The organism is Winogradskyella rapida, from assembly GCF_042675845.1.
Classification (GTDB): domain Bacteria; phylum Bacteroidota; class Bacteroidia; order Flavobacteriales; family Flavobacteriaceae; genus Winogradskyella; species Winogradskyella rapida.
The window spans coordinates 51,551-73,558 of the sequence record NZ_JBHTKM010000017.1 but is presented as its reverse complement, the minus strand read 5'-3'; the positions used below and the strand labels follow the sequence as shown (position 1 = coordinate 73,558).

The 22,008-nt window shown below is 36.6% G+C and carries 16 protein-coding genes; 12 read left to right on the top strand and 4 right to left on the bottom strand.

All coding sequences use genetic code 11. The annotated features are described in order from the left end of the window. Positions 1-113 precede the first annotated feature (113 nt). Both ACFQ13_RS04140 and ACFQ13_RS04135 read right to left on the bottom strand, forming a co-directional pair. Positions 114-638 carry a collagen-like protein gene (locus tag ACFQ13_RS04140; RefSeq protein WP_386114339.1) on the bottom strand — a complete coding sequence of 175 codons (525 nt, stop codon included), beginning with the start codon at positions 636-638 and terminating at the stop codon, positions 114-116. Between the two features lie 153 nt (positions 639-791). Further along, positions 792-4,361 carry a choice-of-anchor I family protein gene (locus ACFQ13_RS04135; RefSeq protein ID WP_386114336.1) on the bottom strand — a complete coding sequence of 1,190 codons (3,570 nt, stop codon included), beginning with the start codon at positions 4,359-4,361 and terminating at the stop codon, positions 792-794. 270 nt (positions 4,362-4,631) lie between these two features. Between ACFQ13_RS04135 and dnaK the strand changes: the two genes are divergently transcribed. The 6 genes from dnaK to ACFQ13_RS04105 all read left to right on the top strand — a co-directional run bounded on the left by dnaK (position 4,632) and on the right by ACFQ13_RS04105 (position 15,153). Beyond that, positions 4,632-6,551 carry a molecular chaperone DnaK gene (gene dnaK, locus ACFQ13_RS04130; protein ID WP_114309609.1) on the top strand — a complete coding sequence of 640 codons (1,920 nt, stop codon included), beginning with the start codon at positions 4,632-4,634 and terminating at the stop codon, positions 6,549-6,551. Between the two features lie 312 nt (positions 6,552-6,863). Continuing rightward, positions 6,864-8,093: a class I SAM-dependent rRNA methyltransferase gene (locus ACFQ13_RS04125; protein ID WP_386114333.1), complete on the top strand. Its 1,230-nt coding sequence runs from the start codon at positions 6,864-6,866 to the stop codon at positions 8,091-8,093. 186 nt (positions 8,094-8,279) lie between these two features. Further along, the gene (locus ACFQ13_RS04120; protein ID WP_386114331.1) at positions 8,280-9,233 is read left to right on the top strand and encodes an NAD(P)H-dependent flavin oxidoreductase; all 954 of its coding nucleotides are present in this window, start codon (positions 8,280-8,282) and stop codon (positions 9,231-9,233) included. A 90-nt stretch (positions 9,234-9,323) separates the two neighbouring features. Beyond that, positions 9,324-10,607 (top strand): hypothetical protein, encoded by a 1,284-nt coding sequence (locus ACFQ13_RS04115; protein WP_386114328.1) that lies wholly within the window; start codon positions 9,324-9,326, stop codon positions 10,605-10,607. 389 nt (positions 10,608-10,996) lie between these two features. After that, complete coding sequence (locus tag ACFQ13_RS04110) at positions 10,997-14,734, top strand: PAS domain S-box protein (protein WP_386114325.1); 3,738 nt, start codon at positions 10,997-10,999, stop codon at positions 14,732-14,734. 5 nt (positions 14,735-14,739) lie between these two features. Beyond that, positions 14,740-15,153, top strand: coding sequence for a response regulator (locus tag ACFQ13_RS04105; RefSeq protein WP_386114322.1), 414 nt, complete (start codon positions 14,740-14,742; stop codon positions 15,151-15,153). An 11-nt stretch (positions 15,154-15,164) separates the two neighbouring features. On the opposite strand, the gene ACFQ13_RS04100 is transcribed toward ACFQ13_RS04105, so the two are convergent. Further along, complete coding sequence (locus tag ACFQ13_RS04100) at positions 15,165-15,803, bottom strand: alpha/beta hydrolase (RefSeq protein ID WP_386114319.1); 639 nt, start codon at positions 15,801-15,803, stop codon at positions 15,165-15,167. Between the two features lie 53 nt (positions 15,804-15,856). Here ACFQ13_RS04100 and ACFQ13_RS04095 point away from each other — a divergent pair, with 53 nt between their 5' ends. From ACFQ13_RS04095 to ACFQ13_RS04075, 5 genes are all read left to right on the top strand, one after another. Then, on the top strand, positions 15,857-16,282 hold the full coding sequence (locus tag ACFQ13_RS04095; RefSeq protein ID WP_386114317.1) for a hotdog fold thioesterase: 426 nt from the start codon (positions 15,857-15,859) through the stop codon (positions 16,280-16,282). Positions 16,283-16,286: 4 nt separating this feature from the next. After that, positions 16,287-17,405 (top strand): chorismate-binding protein, encoded by a 1,119-nt coding sequence (locus ACFQ13_RS04090; protein WP_386114314.1) that lies wholly within the window; start codon positions 16,287-16,289, stop codon positions 17,403-17,405. 65 nt (positions 17,406-17,470) lie between these two features. After that, complete coding sequence (gene menD / locus ACFQ13_RS04085; RefSeq protein ID WP_386114311.1) at positions 17,471-19,231, top strand: 2-succinyl-5-enolpyruvyl-6-hydroxy-3-cyclohexene-1-carboxylic-acid synthase; 1,761 nt, start codon at positions 17,471-17,473, stop codon at positions 19,229-19,231. 98 nt (positions 19,232-19,329) lie between these two features. Continuing rightward, entirely contained in the window at positions 19,330-19,671 is a 342-nt protein-coding gene (locus ACFQ13_RS04080; RefSeq protein ID WP_114309623.1) for a DUF2853 family protein, read from the top strand. 130 nt (positions 19,672-19,801) lie between these two features. Then, positions 19,802-20,632, top strand: a complete 831-nt coding sequence (locus tag ACFQ13_RS04075) for a CvfB family protein (RefSeq protein WP_386114308.1) — start codon at positions 19,802-19,804, stop codon at positions 20,630-20,632. Here ACFQ13_RS04075 and ACFQ13_RS04070 read toward each other — a convergent pair. Beyond that, positions 20,624-21,046: a hypothetical protein gene (locus ACFQ13_RS04070; protein WP_114309625.1), complete on the bottom strand. Its 423-nt coding sequence runs from the start codon at positions 21,044-21,046 to the stop codon at positions 20,624-20,626. The genes ACFQ13_RS04075 and ACFQ13_RS04070 overlap by 9 nt on opposite strands. A gap of 118 nt (positions 21,047-21,164) precedes the next feature. Here ACFQ13_RS04070 and ACFQ13_RS04065 point away from each other — a divergent pair, with 118 nt between their 5' ends. After that, positions 21,165-22,004, top strand: a complete 840-nt coding sequence (locus ACFQ13_RS04065; protein WP_114309626.1) for a 1,4-dihydroxy-2-naphthoyl-CoA synthase — start codon at positions 21,165-21,167, stop codon at positions 22,002-22,004. The last annotated feature ends 4 nt before the right edge of the window (positions 22,005-22,008 follow it).

Here is a 22,008-nt window from a genome sequence, read left to right as displayed (position 1 = left end):
TTAGTCGTGTTGCAAATATAGAAGATGTGACTTAAAAGAAAATAGTTCTAGACATAAAAAAAATCCTGAAATAGATTTTCAGGATTTTTTTATTGAGTCGGTTGGATTCTTCATTATAAGGCCTCAAAGTCCGTGATATTATAAGCTTCTATAACGGCATCGAGTTGAGAGACATCAATATTGAGATTAAGAAGGTCAGCCGGTAAAATCACAATTCTAAAAACTTGATTTTGGGTATAGGCACTGTCTAAAGTTGAAAGTTCAAAATTTCCATCAATCAATAATTCAACGTCCGCATAAGTGTGGTTAAATACATACTGAATAATATTAGCGTCCTCGAGGAAGAAATTCTGTGGTAAGGGAGCCCAAGCGTCCGTAGCTTGTCCGTTAACTGTAACGACATCTTCTAAGCGGTAGACTAAAACCACGTCACTATCGAGTAAATTATAGGGAAGGGCAATGAGCGCTTCTTGCAAACCGTTGTCGGGATTATATTGAAAGTCTACAGGGGAAACTTCGAAGGATAGGGCAGCGTATTCATCTGCTGATAGGCCATTTAAACCTGGAGGACCTTGATCGCCTTCACAGGCCATAAATAAAAAGGTGAGGCTTAATAATACATAAATGAAATTTTTCATAGGATTCTATTTTTAATGAAAGTTATAAAATTTATACGACGATTAGAATGCTACACTTGAATTTAACGTTATAGGAAGTGATCACATAAACGTTATAATAAAAAAACACCTTCAAGATTGAAGGTGTTTGGGGTTCAAGAATTGAATCTTAAATTAATCGATGATAAGTTTTAAGCTTTCTCCTGAGTCTATTTTTACAATATAAGTACCCGAGTTTAAGTGTGGTAATTGTAATGTTCTTGTGTTTGTCTTCTGAAGAATTTCGCGACCTTGTAGATCTACTAATGTTAAGCTTACGACTTTATTAAAATAAACAATGTCGTCAGATTTAGAAGGGTTAGGGTAGAACTTAAGTGGTTTAGACGCTATGTCATAATTATCAGTACCTAAGGTGTTATTCTGTAGCGCATAAAAACTGAGTGTAGAGCTCACCTCATTGGCCATAATCACTAATCCAGTTGCATTTGGACTGTCTTCGGGTTGGACATAGATAATTCCTTCAGGACCTAAATCACCGCCTTCATCATCACCTAAGGTTCTATTATTACTGTAGTTTTCAAACACAGGACTGTTAGGGTTTGTAATGTTGTAAGTCATAAAGCCGCCAACACGTTCTAAGGTAATGAAGGCGTAGAATTCGCCATTAATTTCAGCTATGGTAACACCTTCTGGTTCAGGTCCCTTGTTGTCACTTCTATTTTTGAAATTATTATTGCTATTACTGGCATTAAATAAAGTCCCGTAAGTTGGATGGTTAGCGGTGATACGTTCAAAATCATCACCACTATCATAAACTTGTGTTCCCGTGGTTGCATTCCAAATACTAAAAGAGCGGGATCCAAAAACATGAATCTCATCAAAGTCGCCATCGTTATCTAAATCACCATGAGCATTAGTCGCTGTTAAACGCCCTAAATTTTGATCTAATTGTAAAAATTCAGCATTAGGGAAAATTGTAGGATCTAAGTTTAAATCGCTAACACGTTCTTCCTCTTCAAACGTGTCGTATTCTCTAGCATCCCCTTCATTAGCGGTAACTAAATAGGTAGTGCCGTTAATTTCGTAAGAGGCGATGGCATCGGGCATATACATTCCTTTGACAGGCCAATTAGATAAGTAAATGAAATCCGTATCATCGGAAGCGTCTAAGCTATGACCTGCTAAGTTGTGATCTTTTAAGCCTAAGGGTAAAATGTCTGTAATGGTATTTGTTGTTAGGTCAATTACGGCAACGGCATTATTCTCTTGTAAGGTTACATAAGCGGTTTGAGAATTTGTAGAAAAGGTAATGTATTCAGGTTCGAAGTCTTCAGATACCGTAGCACCTGGTCCAAAAACTCTAACTCCTGCAGTTTTTAAAGTGATTATTTGGCTATCAAAACTATTAAAATTAAGCTGTGTAACATCAGCCTGTGAGATATTAGCTAAACCTCCGGTAACATCAATCACCGAGATGCTGCCTTCAGGATCAATAGAGTAATCCGCATTCGGTTGTCCTTCATTAGCGACTAAAAGTTGATTCCCATCAGGAGTAAAGCCTATCATATCGGGAAGATTTCCAGCAGTAACTGTTGCTAAAATGTCACCATCAATAGTACAGAATAACACAACACCATCTTCTAAAGGTCCTTTTGAAATGCCGATCGCTACCATATTATTCTTATAAGCAACACTAGTGGGGTCGCCATAACTCGATAAATCGATAGCGCTAAGGGTGGAAATCGCAGTGATATCAGAGAAATCTATAATTTCTAATTTCTGACCGACTGAGTTTAATACAAATAAACGTTCTGAAACAGGGTCGTGGGCAACAATTTCTGCAGACCCAGCAGCGTCAACCATATAACTAGATACATACTGAATATCTAAAGCATTGGCACTTGACGGTTCTGCGTTATCATCATCTAAAATGTAAATTCCCGCAGTGTGGGTACCACCAAGAGTGGCGTTGCTCGGGTTAGAAAGTTCAAGAATAAAGAGTTCATCCATTTCAGGAAGATTATCATCTATAATAGGAATAGTAATGCTTTGCGTAGTGGAAGAATACGCCGGAAAGATGAGCGTTTGATTGGTGAATGTAAAATCAATAACTCCTGTTGCGGTTAATAATTCTGAAACCAAATTAAGGTCAACTGAAACTAAGCTTGTAGGCGTTGCTGATAAGGCTACGGTAAGATCTATCGCAAGACCGTTTTCTTGAATCACATAAGTGCTTTCTGAAAAATTAATTTGAGGGAGACTTGTGGTAATAGGCGTGTAGCTTCCTGGAGTAGCAAATACATTATCTCCTAAGGAGGCTCCTACCAAATTATTAGCAGGAGCCCAATTGGTACCGTCAAAAAAATCAGCATTAGGATTTAATAGCTCTAAGGAAGGTCCATCCCCATCTGCTGAGGTTGGCCAAGGGGCGTCATCGCTATATTCAACCTGTGAAATTATAGTCCCATCAGAATTTTTAATTTCTAAGACTTCTCCGCCATTTCCTAAAGCATTTGAAATGGATTGTGGCATATCTAAAAATGAAACGCCATAAAAAGCTTCCGCCGTTATTTTATCTGTGGCTAATAAAACAGTGGCTTCTGGAGCTAAGGTCATTTCAGGAAAGGTAAAAGTGAAATTTCCTTCATCATTAACCGTTATACCACCTAAATAAAGTGGTGTAGTCGTGGTATTGTAAAGTTCTAAGAATTCTAAGGCATCAGAATCATCAGAAGGCGCGTTGTACATAATTTCTGTAAAGATTAAGCCTGAAGATAAATCATTGTAAAATAATGCATCACTTACATAAGCTGTTGCTTGCGTGTTTCCAGAAGCGTCTTCTAAATTGTTTACAGATAAGGTGTAGGCTGTACCGACTGTAAAACCAGAATGTGTAATAGTCGCAGTAAGTGTACTATTATTATAGGTTATGGCGTCGATACTAACGGTTGGACTAAAATTATAGTGACTTAAGTCTTCTGCAGTCGTTGAGGTTACCGCTTCCGTAAAGCTCACCTCCACAGTATATTGATTAATAACTGTGACCTGAGCAATATTTGGTGGATTAGTGTCTGATGTAGCAAGGGTAAAAGCGTCAGTATTAAATGGAACATCGGGTGTAACGTTGTCTATACTTTGGTCTCCGCTAGCATCTTGCATGTCATAATTACTCATGTCATTTAAAGCAACGACATACCCATTTGCGGTAAATCCGGTTCGAGGACCATGGTAAGCAGCGATATCGGTTCCGTTCGGGTAGGTGATTGCGGTAGTTCCTTCTACAAGTCCGCTGCCCAATAATCCGGTTCCTGCACCATCATCATAAGCAGAGGATGAATTGGCAACCGCCGTAATAAAAGTTGTGGGGGTGTCTATATTTGGTCCTTGGTATACAAACACTGCTTCGGCTGAAGCAGACATGCCTCCAGGATTACCTATAAGGGTTCCGTGCGATAATGTTGGTGTTCCACTAAGGGCATAAAAGGTCATTACAGTTCCTGCAGGAATGATGGCGCTTCCGGTTTGCCATTCGTAATTGGCTTCACCAGAGTTGAATGCGGTTCCGGTCCACTCTTTGTCAGAAAAATAAATAACAGTATTTGCAGGGAGGTCTACAAAAGTAACCAAGGCAAAGTCGTCATCGCCATCTGCATTAAAAGCCACAAAAGCAAGATCTCCGGTAGCGAGTTGTGCACTTGCTACGCTGCAAAAAAGGAATAAAAATAAGCGTAAATAATGTTTCATAATTTAGGTTGTTTTAGTTGAGGTGAAATTATCACCGCAACGTTGCTTTATGATGTGCTTAGTATTATCGCTGTATGAAGAAATTTTTAAGAATGTTAAGGGAAGGTTTCTTACAGTTTAAGACGTCTGTTTTTAAGCTTATAATTTCATTAGGTGACATCATGTCATATTTTTTGTCATGGCATAATCATTGACTATTAGTAATCGAGTTTAAAAATTAATAACACTATAATTTCCGTGAAAGCGGAAACCTATTAACAAATACATATTATGAGTAAGATTATTGGAATTGATTTAGGTACAACAAACTCTTGCGTTTCTGTGATGGAAGGTAACGAGCCAGTTGTAATCCCAAACGCTGAAGGTAAAAGAACAACCCCTTCAGTTATCGCTTTCGTTGAAGGTGGAGAAATTAAAGTTGGAGATCCAGCAAAAAGACAAGCAGTAACTAACCCTACAAAAACCGTTTATTCTATTAAGCGTTTTATGGGTAACAAGTACTCTGAGTCTAAAAATGAAGCAGAACGTGTACCATATAAAGTGGTAAAAGGTGACAACGATACACCAAGAGTAGATATCGATGGTCGTTTATATACACCTCAAGAATTATCAGCAATGATTCTTCAAAAAATGAAGAAAACGGCTGAAGATTATTTAGGACAAGATGTTTCTGAAGCTGTAATTACAGTACCAGCATATTTTAACGATGCGCAAAGACAAGCGACTAAAGAAGCTGGTGAGATTGCAGGTTTAAAAGTTCGTCGTATTATTAACGAACCAACAGCTGCAGCTTTAGCTTACGGAATGGATAAAAAAGGTACGGATCAAAAAATCGTAGTTTTCGATTTTGGTGGAGGTACGCATGATGTTTCTATTCTAGAATTAGGTGATGGTGTCTTTGAAGTATTATCTACAGATGGAGATACACACTTAGGTGGTGATGATGTTGATGAAAGAATCATTGATTGGTTAGCAGAAGAGTTTATTGCTGATGAAGATATGGACTTACGTAAAGACCCAATGGCTTTACAACGTTTAAAAGAAGCTGCTGAAAAAGCGAAGATTGAATTATCATCTTCTTCTCAGACAGAAATTAACTTACCATATGTTACCGCTACAGCTAGTGGACCAAAACACTTAGTACGCACATTAACACGTTCTAAATTTGAGCAGTTAATTGACGATTTAATCAAACGTACTATTGAGCCATGTGAGTCTGCATTAAAAGCAGCAGGTTTATCTAAATCTGATATTGATGAAATTATCTTAGTTGGTGGTTCTACACGTATTCCAGCAGTAGTAACAGCAGTAGAGAAATTCTTCGGAAAAACTCCAAGTAAAGGTGTAAACCCTGATGAGGTTGTATCTTTAGGTGCAGGTATCCAAGGTGGGGTATTAACAGGTGATGTAAAAGACGTTCTTTTATTAGACGTAACACCATTATCTCTTGGTATTGAAACTATGGGTAACGTTATGACGAAGTTGATTGAAGCAAATACAACGATTCCTACTAAGAAATCACAAGTATTCTCAACAGCTGCAGATAACCAGCCATCAGTAGAGATCCACGTATTACAAGGTGAGCGTGCTATGGCAGCAGATAACAAAACAATTGGTCGTTTCCACTTAGATGGTATTCCACCAGCAAGACGAGGAACACCTCAAATTGAAGTAACTTTTGATATTGATGCTAATGGTATCATCAAAGTTTCTGCTACAGATAAAGCGACAAACAAAACTCAAGATATCCGTATCGAAGCGTCTTCAGGATTAACAGAAGAAGAAATCCAAAAGATGAAGCAAGATGCTGAAGCAAATGCAGAAGCAGATGCTAAAGCAGCAGAAAACGCTAAGAAATTAAACGAAGCGGATTCTATGATTTTCCAAACTGAAAGTCAGCTGAAAGAATTTGGTGATAAATTATCTGATGATAAGAAACAACCAATTGAAGCAGCGCTTGAAGAATTGAAAAAAGCATACGAGACTAAAGATATCGCTGTTATTGAACCTGCTTTAGAGAAAATCAATGAAGCATGGAAAGTAGCTAGTGAAGAAATGTACAAAGCGCAAGCTGAAGCTCAAGGTGGTGCTCCAGAAGGTGGACCAACTGATGCAGGTGCTGGTGCTCAAGGACAAGCTGCTGATGACAGTAGTGATGTTGAAGATGTAGATTTCGAAGAAGTGAAGTAAGCAGAGAACCAGCTTTCGCTTTTCTGCGAAAGCTGTGTGAATCGCTTATGCCAACGTAGGTGGGTATCTCAGAGAACCAGCTTTCGCTTTTTTTGCGAAAGCTGTGTGAATCGCTTATGCCAACGTCGTTGCGCATCTCATTTAACACAAAACCTTAAAGTTGGACACCTGAAAATGTGGAAGACTATTAGATAATAAAAAACGCAATCATTAATTTGATTGCGTTTTTTTTGTTTGATCATGCCATATTACTGAGTCCGCATTAAAAACATTATCATTTAGTTTCGTACTTTCGAAGCCTAAAATATAAGAATGTCTTTTTCAGATCATATCCACTCTAATTACACACCAAAACGATTAGCCGTAAAGCTTAATGCCAAAGGCGAACAATTCGTTGTTAAAGGGCATCCTTGGGTGTTTTCCAATAGTATAGTAAAAATAAATGACGATGCTGAAACTGGTGATTTAGCTATTATTTTCAGTAAGAATAAGAATAAAGTCGTTGGATTAGGACTGTACGATAAAGCGTCTCCCATTCGTATTAAAATGATTCATAATGCCGAAAAGAAAGTGCAGATTAATGCTGAGTTTTTTCAACATAAAATCGCATTAGCTTTTGAGAAACGTAGAGAATTACTGCAAACCAACACCAACAGTTATCGCCTTTTATTTGGTGAAAATGATGGGTTTCCTGGTTTAATTGCCGATGTTTATGATACGGTACTCGTGGTAAAACTATACTCTGAAATATGGCTTCCGTATTTGGCGCCTATTTTAGAAAGTTTACAACAGATATCTACCGCTAAAACGGTAGTTATGCGCTTAAGTAGAGGGCTTCAAAATAGTGATAAGCACAATTTTAAAGATGGCGACGTCATCTACGGCGTTTTAGAAGATGAGGTGGTGCAATTTATAGAGCACGACGTTAAGTTTTCTGCTAATGTTATTAAAGGACATAAAACGGGATATTTTCTAGATCACAGAGCAAATCGATTTCGTGTGGGTGAAATGAGTAAAGGAAAGACGGTTTTAGATGTGTTTTCTTATGCTGGTGGCTTTTCAGTACATGCTTTAGCTAAAGGTGCTAGTGAAGTCACAAGTTTAGACATTAGTAAACAAGCCTTAGATATGGCGCGTGAAAACGGAAAATTAAATGCCTATTCAGGGAAACACAAAACCATTTCAGGAGATGCTTTTGAGGAAATGAAAGGCTTAATCGCTAAGGGTAAAACCTATGATGTAGTGGTTATTGATCCACCTAGTTTTGCCAAACAACAATCTGAAATAGATTTAGCCAAAAAGAAATATGCCCAATTGGCGAGCTTAGGGGAACAACTAACGGCTAAGAATGGTCTTTTGGTACTGGCATCTTGTTCTTCAAGAGTATTAGCGCAGGCTTTTTTCGATTTAAATGCTCAAGTGTTAAATGCGCAATCGCGACTGTTTGAAACCGAACTTAAAACAAAACACGATAGTGATCATCCTATAGCATTTCCGGAAGGGGCTTATCTAAAGTGTGGCTATTATCGGTTTTTAGAGTAATAATGGATGAGCATAGCGCCTAATCTTTATTAAAGGGGCTTGTGATGTTTTATGTCGATTTCATGGTTTTTTAGGGGTAATATTGCTGTTTTGGAAACATTCCGTGCTTTTTAAAGCACAATTCGTATTTTATGTTATGCGTGCATAATAAAATAAAGTATATTTGTGATACAAAAAGTAATGCATATGCAATCGGAACTTACTAAAATTCTCAACATAAAATATCCAATTATTCAGGCGCCAATGTTTCTAGTCTCTAACGTGGCGATGGTTCGTGAAGCTATGACAGCTGGTATTGCAGGCTGTATTCCGGCTTTAAATTATAGAACTTTAGAAGGCTTACGTGAGGCTATAAAAGAATTAAAGGCAGCTAAAGTTGAAGGTGGTGCTTTCGGGTTCAATTTAATCGTCAATAAATCTAATGTAAAGTATAAGGGGCAGCTTGAAGTGTTGTGCGAAGAAGGCTGCGATTTTATTATCACCTCCTTAGGGAGTCCGGAAGAAACCATAAAGCAAGCCCATGCGGCCGGAATCAAAGTATTTTGTGATGTTACGGATCTAAAATTTGCCAAAAAAGTAGAGCAATTGGGAGCTGATGCGGCCATTGCTGTCAATAACGAAGCAGGAGGACATCGCGGCAATTTATCTCCGGAAGAATTGACTAATTTATTAAGTAAGACCTTATCCATACCTGTAATTTCTGCAGGTGGCGTGGGTTGTAGAGCAGATATTGATAAGATGCTTAGTTATGGGGCTCAGGGTGTTTCTGTAGGAAGTCCTTTTATCGCTTCAGTAGAAGCAGGGGTTACGGACGACTATAAACAGGCTTGTGTAGATTATGGAGCGAAAGATATTATAATGACTGAACGCATTTCGGGAACACCATGTACAGTAATTAATACGCCTTACGTTCAAAAAATTGGCACGAAAGCGACTTGGATTGAAAACCTCCTAAATAAGAATAAAAGCTTAAAAAAATGGGTAAAGATGATCCGTTTTTCAATCGGTATGAAAGCGACTGAAAATGCGGCTAAAAAAGCGACCTATAAAACGGTGTGGGTGGCCGGACCGAGTATTGAGCACACCAAAGAAATTCGTCCGGTGAAAGCTATTGTTTCAGATTTAGTAGGAACTTCGTGATTAACCTTCTTAAATCAGTTCTAAAATTTTCTTATACAGTTAAGAGGTAACCGCTTAAGCCGGTATTTTAGAGTATTAAAACACTGACCGATGACTAAACGCTCTATTTTTTCACTCCTTACAATTATTCTCTTCCTTGTTATTGCACTCTTATATTGGTCTGCGCAACCTACAGAGGAGATTTTTACACGCTCCACCTTATATAATATTGAAGACTTAGAAACTGTAGATTTTAAAGCTTATGATTCCGTAGAGTTATCAGCTAGTGATTTGTATAAGGCAGATGCGGTAAAAAAAGTGATTCAAGGCGAACAATACCGAGCGGCTTGGTCAACCAAAATAAAAGTGCCTATTGTTTTTTTAGATACGCTTAAAGGAGGCATGTCTATTGTTGAAAAAGGAGGAGGAAAGCAAACACATTCCTTAGAACTCCTAGGGGTAGATGGTATCAGTTATACTTTACGCAGCGTTAATAAGGATGTGAATCCTTTAATTCCACAATTTTTAAAAACCTTACACTTAGAAAATATTGTTGTAGACGGTATTTCGGCGCAACACCCTTTAGCAGCTGTGTTAGTCGCAGAATTGGCAGATAAGGCGGAAGTCTTACATACACACCCACAATTGGTGTTTGTCCCTAAACAAAAGACCTTAGGAAACTACAACCAAGAGTTTGGGAATCGTCTTTTTTTATTGGAGTATGAAACAAAAAGTGATGTCAATTACACCCCACACCAAAATGTGATGGAAATTATGGATACGGATAATCTTCAAGAATTGAAACTTGAGCTTAAAGATTCGTTAGTGATTGATGAAGGTCGTTTAGTAAGAAGTCGACTTTTTGATTTACTTATTGGTGATTGGGATCGGCATACCAAACAATGGGGATGGGCAGTTCAAAAACAAGATCGTATTTATAACGCTATTCCGGTTGCTGGAGATCGCGATAATGCCTTTTTTAATGCCGATGGGCTAATACCCAAACTGCTTTCTAATAAACACATCGTTAAAGAATTACGACCTTTTGAAAAAGATATTGATTATATGGAAGGATTGGTTTACCCCTTTGATGTCTATTTTTTATCGCAAACCTCAGAGTCCACGTTTTTAGAACAGGCCAAAACACTTCAAGCTTTACTTACCGATCAGGAGTTAGAACAAGCCTTAAAGGTGTGGCCATCTCAGATAAGCGCTTTAGATGGAGAAGCTATTTTACTCAAAATAAAAGAACGTCGTAATAATCTGTTAGACTATGCCAAAGAATTTCATACCATAATACAGAAAAAAGAACTCCTCAAAGCCCCCTTAAAAGGGTCTGAAGATTTAGACTTAAACGCTGGATTGTTAAGTTGTTTTCAATGTGCTGATGAATAGGTTGAAGATTTTAAAATTTAATTTTTTATCGAAAATTCTTTCGGATTTAATATTTAGGTAATATTTAAGGTTTAAATTCGAAATATTTTATTTTAATGGTCTTTATTTATCTTTATAACGTATTTAAGGAAATGAGTTATAAGCGATTTAAAATCAATTATTTCTAATCATCTGTTTAACAAAATTTGTAGGATTTTTCAAAACTATTTTTGTAAATTGAATTTTATTTTAAAATTCAAAATAATGATATTTTTTTTGAATTATAAAAGTCTTTTTTTTAAGAATAAGTGACGTCTTATTTTTAGAATGGGTCTTAAATAAAAAAGAATTTAAGAATTCTAATAAATACCTTTTTTATAAGGGGTAATCGCAATAAATAAAAGCAGTTAATGAAGACACTTGAAAAATATATAAAAAGGAGATATGCACTTTTTATATTCACATTTATTGTAATTATCCTAGCGGCGATATTAATTATAAAAAATAGTATTGATGCTCAGCATTCTGATGCCTATTTAATTAATACTTGTGGGAAACAACGTACCATTAGTCAGCGCGTTGCTAAATTAGCCTATAAAATTGGGAGTGCAGAGCAGACGGAGCAGCGTGACATAGTCCATACCGAACTAGGGGACTTGATTACCGAATGGGAGCATATTCATCAGTATTTAGATTCCATAAACAACGGTAAGCATGAAGTTATAGATTCGCTTTTACATGTTAATAAAGAATATCAGCATGTGATGATTATTGCCAGTCAAGATCTTATGCAAGCTGAGACGAGGGAAACATTGGATAAAAACATTGCTATTATCTCTAGAGCAGAAGGCCCTTATTTGAGTAATACCGAACTTTTGGTTCAAGAATATCAGAAACTGGCCGAATCTAATCTCATCAATTTAAAAAATATCACCTATATCCTGGCGATAACTGCTTTGCTCATTTTGCTAGGCGAGTACCTGTTTATCTTAGTTCCGGCCTTACATCAATTGTTGCAGCGTGGTAATGCTTTAGCGTCTAGTAATAAAGAGTTAGCCGTTTCAGAACAGAAGTTAAAATCCAATATGGCAGAGCTTCAGAAGTTGAAAGTTGACTTAGAAACTAGAGAAACGTTTAATAAAGCTTTCATTGAGCAGATACCAGCAGCCATAGCCATGTTAGATAATGATTTACGCTATATCGCAGTGTCTAAAACGTGGATTAAGGATTATAAACTAGAAGGTAAGGAGGTTGTTGGTAGAACCCATTATGAAGTATTTCCGGAGATAGGGGAAGATTGGAAAGAGAAAAATAGACAATGTTTAAAAGGTGCTATTGATGTTTGTGATGAGGCCCCATTTGTAAGAAAGGATGGCACAATACAATGGATCAGTTGGGATACACGTCCTTGGTATAAGGCAGACGGAAGTATTGGTGGTCTGGTGATGCATACCTCTGATATTACAGAATTTAAATTCAATGAGAGCCAAAGGAAACAGGTAGAAAGAATATTACATGAGACCAATGAAGTTGCTAGAATAGGAACATGGGAAGTTGATTTAGTGAGCTCCCAATCGTATTTAAGTGAGGTTGTACGTGAGATTCATGGAATTTCTAAGGATTCTGAGATCAGTGTGGATAATGGTGTTCTAAGTTATAAAGAAGGTGAAAGTAGAGAGAAAATTCAAAAAGCCTTTTTAGAGGCTATAGATTATGGGAAACCCTATGATTTGGAATTAGAACTAGTTAACGCTGAAGGTGACGTTGTTTGGGTGCGTTCCATTGGTCAAGTTGAAAGAGTTAATGGGAAAACCGTTAAGGTATATGGGCTTCTTCAAGATATTAATAATTTTAAATTAGCGCAATTAGAACTTAAAAAAGTGAATACGCAATTAAAAGCGATATTCAATTCTAAAGCCGTCGCTATGGTGACCACCGATTTAGATGGGGTCATAAATCGTTTTAATCCTGGGGCCGAAATTTTAACGGGTTATACGGTTGAAGAAATGGTAGGGAAGGAGCGTCCTAATCTTTATTTGCTCAAAGACGAATGTGCAAATTTTGTAACGGATATAGCAAAACATTATAATAAGAAAGAAGAAGGTTTTAATGCTCAATATGAGTTAGCAAAACATAATAGGTATGATACGAGAGAGTGGACCTACAAAAGAAAAGATGGTAAGTTATTACCTGTTCAGTTAACATTGACGTCTATAAAAGATGAAGAAAATACCTTAATAGGCTATTTAGGAGTGTCTACAGACATTTCTGAGAAGAAAGCTGCAGAAAATAAATTGTTGCATAACAATCAGTTATTAAACTATGCGGAAGAACTGACCGCCATGGGAAATTGGAAATGGGATACGGTAAATGATCAAGTGCAATGGTCTAAAAACTTATATAACGTTTTTAAACTAGATCCTAAAACTGAAAACCAAAGTTTTAAAACTTATTTCAATTTTGTTCATCCAGAGGATAAAGAAAAAGTTAGCCTTTATTTTAAAAATACAAAAGAAGAAAAACACTTAAAAAGTTTTACACACCGGATTATTGACGGCGAAGGGAACTTAAAAATAATTCAATTATTAGGTGAAGTCATTACGGATGCTTCAGGAGAAGTTGTTGAGATGATTGGGACCTGCCAAGATGTTACGGATCAGAAATTGGTAGAAACAGAACTCTTACGTAAAAATTATATCCTCAATTTTGCAGAGCGGATAACGCAAATGGGGAATTGGCAATGGGATGTGGCTTCAGACACCTTAAAATGGTCCTCTAATCTCTATCGTATTTTTGAATATGATGAAAATATTACAGATCTCAACTACGATACTTTTTTCAGTCACGTTCACCCTGAGGATAAAGACTATATTGCTGATTTTGTAGAGAAATCCTTTAAGGAAAAGCAGTTTTCAAGTAAGTTTATACACCGTATTATCACGAGTAAAGGAAACGTGAAAACCGTTCATTTTTTAGGGGAAGTTATTCTTAATGAACAAGGCGAAGTAGTAGAAATGATGGGGGCTTGTCAGGATATTACGGAGCAAAAAATGGAGGAGAATAAGTTTAGAGGACTTTTAGAATCCGCTCCAGATGCTATGGTAATTTTTAATGAGCATGGAGTAATTCAACTAATCAATAAGCAGTCCGAAAAATTATTTGGTTATGCGGCATCCGAATTGGTAGACCAGCCTGTAGAAATACTTATTCCTTATCAATTTAATGACGATAATTCTGGCTATCACGATGGTTTTTTCGTGGGGCCGAGTGTAGATGCTATGGGCGTTGGTAATGCTCAAGAGCTTTTTGCGACCCATAAAAACGGGAATGAGATTCCGGTACAAATTAGCTTTAGTCCGTTACAAACTGAAGAGGGCGTTTTAGTTTCTGCCGCTATCCGCGATATCACGGTTCAGAAATTAGCACAAAGTAAAATAATCGCAGCCAAAAATGATCTTGAAGATTTAACGGAACGTCTTATTGTAAGAAATAATCAACTTGCCGATTTTGCCCAAATCACCTCGCATAACCTAAGAGCTCCGGTGAGTAATCTAAATGCGCTTTTAACCTTTTACTTAGAATCTGATGATGAAGATGAAAAGCGTTTTCTGTTTAAGAAATTTGAAAGTGTCATTAACCATTTAACCTTAACGTTAAATACATTAGTAGAAGCTATTAAAATTAGAAATAGTGTAGGTAAAAAGCAGGAAAATATTAAATTTGACGATGTACTAACTAAAACTAAAGAAATTTTAAGTGCAGAAATTTTAGAGACCGATGCACAAATTACAGCCGATTTTTCAGAGGTTCCGGAAATAAAGTATTATAAAATATATTTAGAGAGTATTTTTCTTAATTTGTTGGATAATGCTATAAAGTATAGAGCAAAGGATAGAATCCCTGAAATTACAATAAGATCCATGACCTCTAAGCGACGCACTAAATTAGTGGTTAGCGATAATGGTTTAGGAATAAATTTAGAACGGCATGGCGAAAAAATATTTGGTTTAAATAAAGTTTTTCATCGCCATCCGGAGGCCAAAGGATTAGGGTTGTATATGACCAAAACGCAAGTAGAAGCTATGGGAGGAGAGATTTCAGTGACCAGTACAGTGAATGAAGGTTCAACTTTTACGATAATTTTTTAAAAAATATGAATAACCACTTTAATATTTGTGTCATTGATGATGACGACATCTATCAGTTTACAATTACTAAAATCTTAAGTTCTATTAAAATGAATAAAAAGATATTGCTTTTCTCTGATGGCGAGGAAGCTTTAGATTTTATGATAGATAACTTATATAGTGATAGCGAACTCCCTGATGTTATTTTCTTAGACATCAATATGCCTATTATGGATGGTTTTCAGTTTATGGAAGAGTACGTAAAGCTTAAGCCTAAACTTAATAAAGAGATTACCATATATATGGTGTCTTCTTCAGTAGATCCTGTAGATATTGCAAAGGCTAAAAGTATTAGTGATATTTCAGATTATATTATTAAGCCTATTGAAGTTAAGCAATTAAAAGCGCTTATGGCGGACCTTCAAGAGAATTCAAATTAAGTCCAGACTTATTAGACTAATTTCTCTATATAATCAACGTTAACGACATGCTTTCCTTTAAAAGGTAGGAGGTTTACCCGTGATCCAAAAAGTTCATGGGCTCTTGATGTTTCTTCTTCAATACGTGCCTTGTTTAAATATTCGTCTTCGGTGCCGTAAATCAATTTCACCTTAGTAGCTTCAGATAAATAATTAAAATCAGAAGCTTTCAATTCCTTCGGAATCCCTCCAGAATGCAATACCAATTGTTCGCATTGCAGTTGGCGTTGGGCCAAATAGCGCATAGCTACGCTGACGCCTTGAGAATAACCTAAAACAATTAACTGAAGATTTTTAGGAAGCTTTTCGGCCTCTAAAACAGCATCAAAATAGTTGAGGATATTGGCCATTCCGGCTGCAGTTTCATCTTTAGTTAACCAATTAGCACCAACATGGCGCTTGGGTTGCAAGTAAAATTTACTGGGTGCTTGTGGGGCAATGATATAATTTTCTTCAGCATTTAAACTTTTAAAATATCTTAAAAAATACCGACTGAGGTAGCCCATGCCATGGAAAACCAACCAAACCCTCTTTGTCTGTGGTGTTAACGGATTAAGGGTAGAGTAGGAATTACTTGTGGTGTATGTGATTTCTTTCTCTTGTGAATTCATTATTCTTGGCGGTTTCTGTATCTTTGTAAAGGATTCAAAAATACTGTTTTTATATGCAAATGACTAAAGAGGATGTCTTAGCGAAAGCCAATGCGGCAAGCAAAAACACCCTAATGGAAACCTTAGATATTGTTATGGTGGACTATGGTGAAGATTTTTTGGTAGCAAGAATGCCAGTGACTTCTAGGGTGCACCAACCCGATGGTGTTTTACATGGCGGAGCCACAGCAGCCTTAGCGGAAAGTGTAGGGAGTTTTGCATCGCATATTTTTATTGATACTGAAAATATGTTTGTTAGAGGTTTAGAAATTACAGCCAATCATTTAAAGAGTGTAAAAGATGGATTTATATATGCTAAAGCATCTTTTTTGCATAAAGGAAGAACCACACAACTTCTAGATATCAAAGTGACAGATGAAGCCGGACAGCTGATTTCCATTTGTCGTTTATCGACCATTTCACTTCCTAAAAACAAGTAAGTTTATGGAGTCTGAAGATTCTTTTTTTGAAGCCTTAGAAGCACAATACTCTAAGCAATTACCTTTTGTGGTTTATAGTCGGCCTGTTAATTCCGTAATAAAATGTTGGTTACAGAAGGATGCAACGTTACATAAAACAGCGTCGTTTACGGAAAGCGGATTTGTATTTGCCCCTTTTAATTTTAATGAACAAACGGTTTTATTTCCTGAGCAGGATTGTGAACAGTTTCAAATTGATGCCTCGCAATTAACCGTGTCTACTGAGAATTCATCGTTTAAAACCTCGGAAACTGAAAAACCATCTCATGTAGCCTTGGTGGCTAATGGGATAGAAGCGATAACGGAAGGAACACTTAAAAAAGTGGTGTTATCACGGCGTCAATCTTTAGAGCTAAGCAACGATAATCCTTTTCATATTTTTAAAAAATTATTTAACACCTATAAAGAGGCGATGGTTTATTGTTGGTACCATCCCCAAGTAGGCTTGTGGTTAGGAGCTACACCAGAGTTGCTTTTAAAGGTCAATGGACCACAATTAACCACCATATCTTTAGCAGGGACACAAACCTATAAGGCAGATTCAAAGGTGAGTTGGTCATCAAAGGAAGTGGAAGAGCAGCAAATTGTTACCGATTATATTAGTGAGCAAATTGCACCGTATTGTAAAACTACATCCGTTGGTCAAGCCGAAACGGTAAGAGCTGGAAACTTAGTCCATTTAAAGTCCAAAATAACAGGAACTATGGAGCGTTCGGTAAATTTAAGGGCTGTGATAGAGGCTTTACATCCTACACCTGCAGTTTGTGGATTTCCTAAGGAAACTGCCAAAAACTTTATCCTTCAGAAGGAAAATTATAAACGGGAATTTTATACCGGTTTTTTGGGCGAGTTAAACTTAAAAGTTTCTAGAACCAGAAATACAAATCGTAGAAATGTAGAGAACAATGCGTATGCTGTAGTAAGGACGCACTCTAATTTTTATGTCAACCTACGCTGTATGCAATTAAAGGAAGGGAAAGCGCTGCTCTATGTTGGCGGCGGAATAACGAAAGATTCTCAACCTTTGGCAGAATGGGAAGAAACCGTAAATAAATCGCGAACGATTGGTGCGGTTTTAGTTTAAAAAAATGCACGGCACTAATTGAGCTTTATAGCGTCTTCTGTGCCTTGTAAGAGAACATTGATTTTATGATATATTCAAAAATACCCTTATCACAAACAGTAGTAACGCTTTGTAAAACACACGAGGTAAAACATATAGTGATTTCGCCGGGGAGTAGAAATGCCCCTTTAACCATAGGCTTTACGCACGATGCGTATTTTTCTTGTTACAGTATAGTAGATGAGCGTTGTGCTGCTTTTTTTGCCTTAGGCCTCGCGCAGCAGTTGGAAGAACCTGTGGCAGTAGTTTGTACTTCGGGTAGTGCGTTGTTAAATTATTACCCAGCAGTTTCAGAAGCGTTTTATAGCCATATTCCTTTGGTGGTGATTTCTGCCGATCGTCCTAAACATCTTATTGATATTGGAGATGGACAAACCATTAATCAAAAAAACGTATACGGAAGTCATGTGCTGCACAATGCAAACCTAAAACTTGATTTGCTAGAGGTAGAACAGGGGCATCCCGATCAAGAGGTGCCAATTTTAAAGAGTATAGAGAATAAGTTAGAGCGCTTCTTAGGTTTACAAAAAGATATTCAGTCGCATAATGAATCTGAAATTCATGATGCTCTAACAATTTCTAAATTACACTCGGGGCCTGTTCATATTAATTGCCCTTTTGATGAGCCTTTATACGATACGGTGGAGGAGCTGAGTATTAATCCTAAGCCCTTTAAACTTCAGCAAAGAGTAGAGAAAGTCGATCCTTTTGAAATAAAAAGTCTTTTAGAAGTTTGGCACAGTGCGAAACGAAAAATGATTTTAGTTGGTGTTTTACCACCGAATGCTATTGAAGCGCAGTGGATTCAGGAAATTGCGGATGATGATAGTGTTATTGTCTTTACGGAAACGACCTCTAATTTGCATCACCCTGATTTTTTTCCAGGGATAGATAAAATGATAGCACCTTTAGATGAAGCTGATTTTAAAGCCCTTCAACCCGATGTGCTTTTTACGTTTGGTGGTCTTATTGTCTCTAAAAAAATTAAAGCCTTCTTAAGGACTTATAAACCAAAATTCCATGCACATATTGATTTGTATGGTGCAAACGACACTTTTTTTACTTTAAATAAACATATTAAATTAACACCTAACGCATTTTTAGCTGCGTTTTTACCACAGGTTACACATCATACCAAGAGTACTTATAAGAGTACGTGGCTAGCCGTACGCCAAAAGCGCAGAAAACTGCAGAAAGCATACATACAGAGTTTACCATTTAGCGATTTTACTGTGTTTTATACGCTTCTAAAAAGCCTTCCTAAGCATAGTCAGCTTCAAGTAGGAAACAGTTCTGCAATACGGTATACGCAATTGTTCCAGGTTCCAAAGAGTATTCATGTCTTCTGTAATCGCGGGACTAGCGGTATTGATGGGAGCACGAGTACGGCTATTGGAGCATCTTTAGGTTCTGATAAACGCACAACATTCATTACAGGTGATTTAAGCTTTTTCTATGACAGTAATGCCCTTTGGAATGCCTATATCCCTCAAAATTTTAGAATTATTGTGGTTAATAATGAAGGTGGTGGGATCTTTAGAATTCTTCCGGGACAAAAAGATACCGCTAATTTTGATCGTTATTTTGAAACCAAACATCATCTAAGTGCATCGCATTTATGTGAAATGTACGGTTTCCAGTATGTTTCAGCAAACGATAATGAGGAGCTGAATACGGCATTAGAGACGTTCTACGCCGATAGTGATGCCCCAAAATTATTAGAAGTGTTTACGCCCTCGCAGCTCAATGATAAAATACTTTTAGACTTTTTTAAAGCTGTTAAATAAAGACGATTAAATTGTTAAGTTGTGACTTTTCCGTTTTAATTGTGTCTAAAAAATACTACCTTTAAAGACACAATTATTAACTTAATATAAATATAGACATGAGTAAAAGAGATGATTTAATCGTTAAATATGCTGCAGATTTAAAAGACAAATGTGGTGTAACTCCAGATATGGATTTATTAACTAAAGTGACTATAGGTTTAGGGCCTTCTATTTATAATGCAGATTCTTCTACAGTTTCAGGTTCTGATGCTAAAGAAATTGCAACGGTTAAAAATAATTTTTTAATTAAAAAATTAGGTTTAGAAGATAGCGAAGCTTTAGATAGCGCCATTGATTCCGTTATAGAGCAATACGGCCGTTCCAACAGATCGAAGTATAGAGTTGTTATTTATTACTTACTTACAAAACATTTTAATAAAGAATCGGTATACGCATAGAGCGTTGCACCGTCTTAAAAAAATAAAGCGTTTTAGAATGTATTCTATGACGCTTTTCTTTTGTTAAAATTATTTACGCTTGCTTTAAACTTTATCTTAAATCTCGTAAAAATATATTTACCTTTGCGCCATGATACATTTAGGAGAATACAATACATTAGAAATATTAAGAGACACAGAACCAGGATTATTTTTGGGTGACGGAAATGAAGGCGAAGTTCTTTTACCAAACCGTTATGTCCCTAAGGTATTTGAAATTGGTGATAAAATTGAAGTTTTTGTCTATTTAGATAATGAAGAGCGTCCTGTGGCCACCACAGATCATCCTTATATTAAAAATGGGGACTTTGCACTCTTGCGCTGTAATCAGGTTACAGAATATGGGGCCTTTTTAGATTGGGGACTTGTTAAAGAATTGTTTTGCCCATTTAAAGAGCAGGCGTTCAAAATGAAAGCAGGCGGCTGGTATTTGGTACACTGTTACTTAGATGAAGAAACCGAGCGTTTGGTGGCATCTAGTAAAACCAACCGTTTTTTAGATAATAAAGAATTAACGGTAGGGCAGTTTGATGAAGTAGACCTTATTGTGTCGCATCCTTCAGAATTAGGGATGAACGTGATTGTAAACAAAACCCATTTAGGTCTCGTTTTTAACGATGATATTTATAAAGATATCAGTGTTGGTGATCGCTTAAAAGGTATTGTAAAGAAAGTACGTCCCGATAATAAGTTAGACATTTCTTTAAACCAAATAGGTTATCGTAATATTGAACCTAATGCAGACTTTATTCTAAACGAACTTCATGATAATGGTGGTTTTCTACCGGTACATGATAAATCAGATCCAGAACTGATTAAAGAGCGTCTTCAAATGAGTAAGAAGAGCTTTAAAAAAGCCGTAGGATCTTTATATAAAGAACGCCAGATTGAAATTAAATCTGACGGGATTTACTTACGATAATATAGGGCTAGGTTCGGTCTCTAAGACCTCTTCAACCCATTGAATAGCATTCGAAAAATCTGTAAAGACCTTACGGTTAAAATTAAAGAAATGATCTTCAATTTCTATAATATTTTCTGTAAGGTCACTATAGGCGATAATGGCGTAAGCTTTTAAGTTTTGGTAGGATTTTTTACAAGCTAAAACATCCTTTAACTTAATTGCGTAAGCATTAGTTCTGTTAGCAATAAAACCAAAAGGTTTATTTCTATAACTTAACAGAATGATTTCAGAAATTTCATTGAAGCTTTCAAAATTCATTTCTACACCTTCATTGAATTCTGTAACGATAAAATTCTCATAAAGAAACACTTTTCCTATGCTAAGATGATACGATTTGTATGGTTTGGGGCTTATTTTAGGGTTGTAATTCATTGTTTTTGAGTAAAATAGAACGCAAAAATAATTCTATTAAATGATATGCTCAAATTAAAAATTGAGATTAAAGTATTATTATTATTTCCTTACTTTTGTGGCTAAAACATTGATAAATATGAGCCATATAGATTGGAAAGTTGCAAAATCTTATGAAGATATAACCTACCATAAATGCAATGGAGTTGCAAGAATTGCCTTCAATAGACCCGATATCAGAAACGCCTTTAGACCTAAAACCACCTCAGAGCTTTACGATGCATTTTATGATGCTAATGAAGATGTAAATATTGGTGTGGTGTTGTTAAGTGCCGAAGGACCGTCGTCTAAAGATGGGATTTGGAGTTTTTGCTCTGGAGGAGACCAAAAAGCAAGAGGACACCAAGGGTATGTTGGAGAGGATGGTTACCACCGTTTAAATATATTAGAAGTTCAACGTCTTATTCGTTTTATGCCTAAGGCGGTTATTGCTGTCGTTCCAGGATGGGCCGTTGGTGGTGGTCACAGTTTACACGTGGTATGCGATTTAACATTAGCCAGTAAAGAACACGCTATTTTTAAGCAAACCGATGCCGATGTTACTAGTTTTGATGGCGGTTACGGCTCGGCTTATTTAGCCAAAATGGTGGGACAGAAAAAGGCCAGAGAAATCTTTTTCTTAGGACGAAATTATTCAGCACAAGAAGCTTACGAAATGGGAATGGTGAATGCCGTTATTCCACATGAAGAATTAGAATCTACAGCTTATGAGTGGGCACAAGAAATATTAGCGAAGTCGCCAACCTCTATTAAGATGTTGAAATTTGCCATGAACCTTACCGATGATGGTATGGTAGGACAGCAAGTTTTTGCAGGAGAAGCAACACGATTGGCCTATATGACTGAAGAAGCGAAAGAAGGAAGAGATGCATTCTTAGAAAAAAGAAAACCTAATTTTCCAAAAAAGTGGATTCCTTAATTGA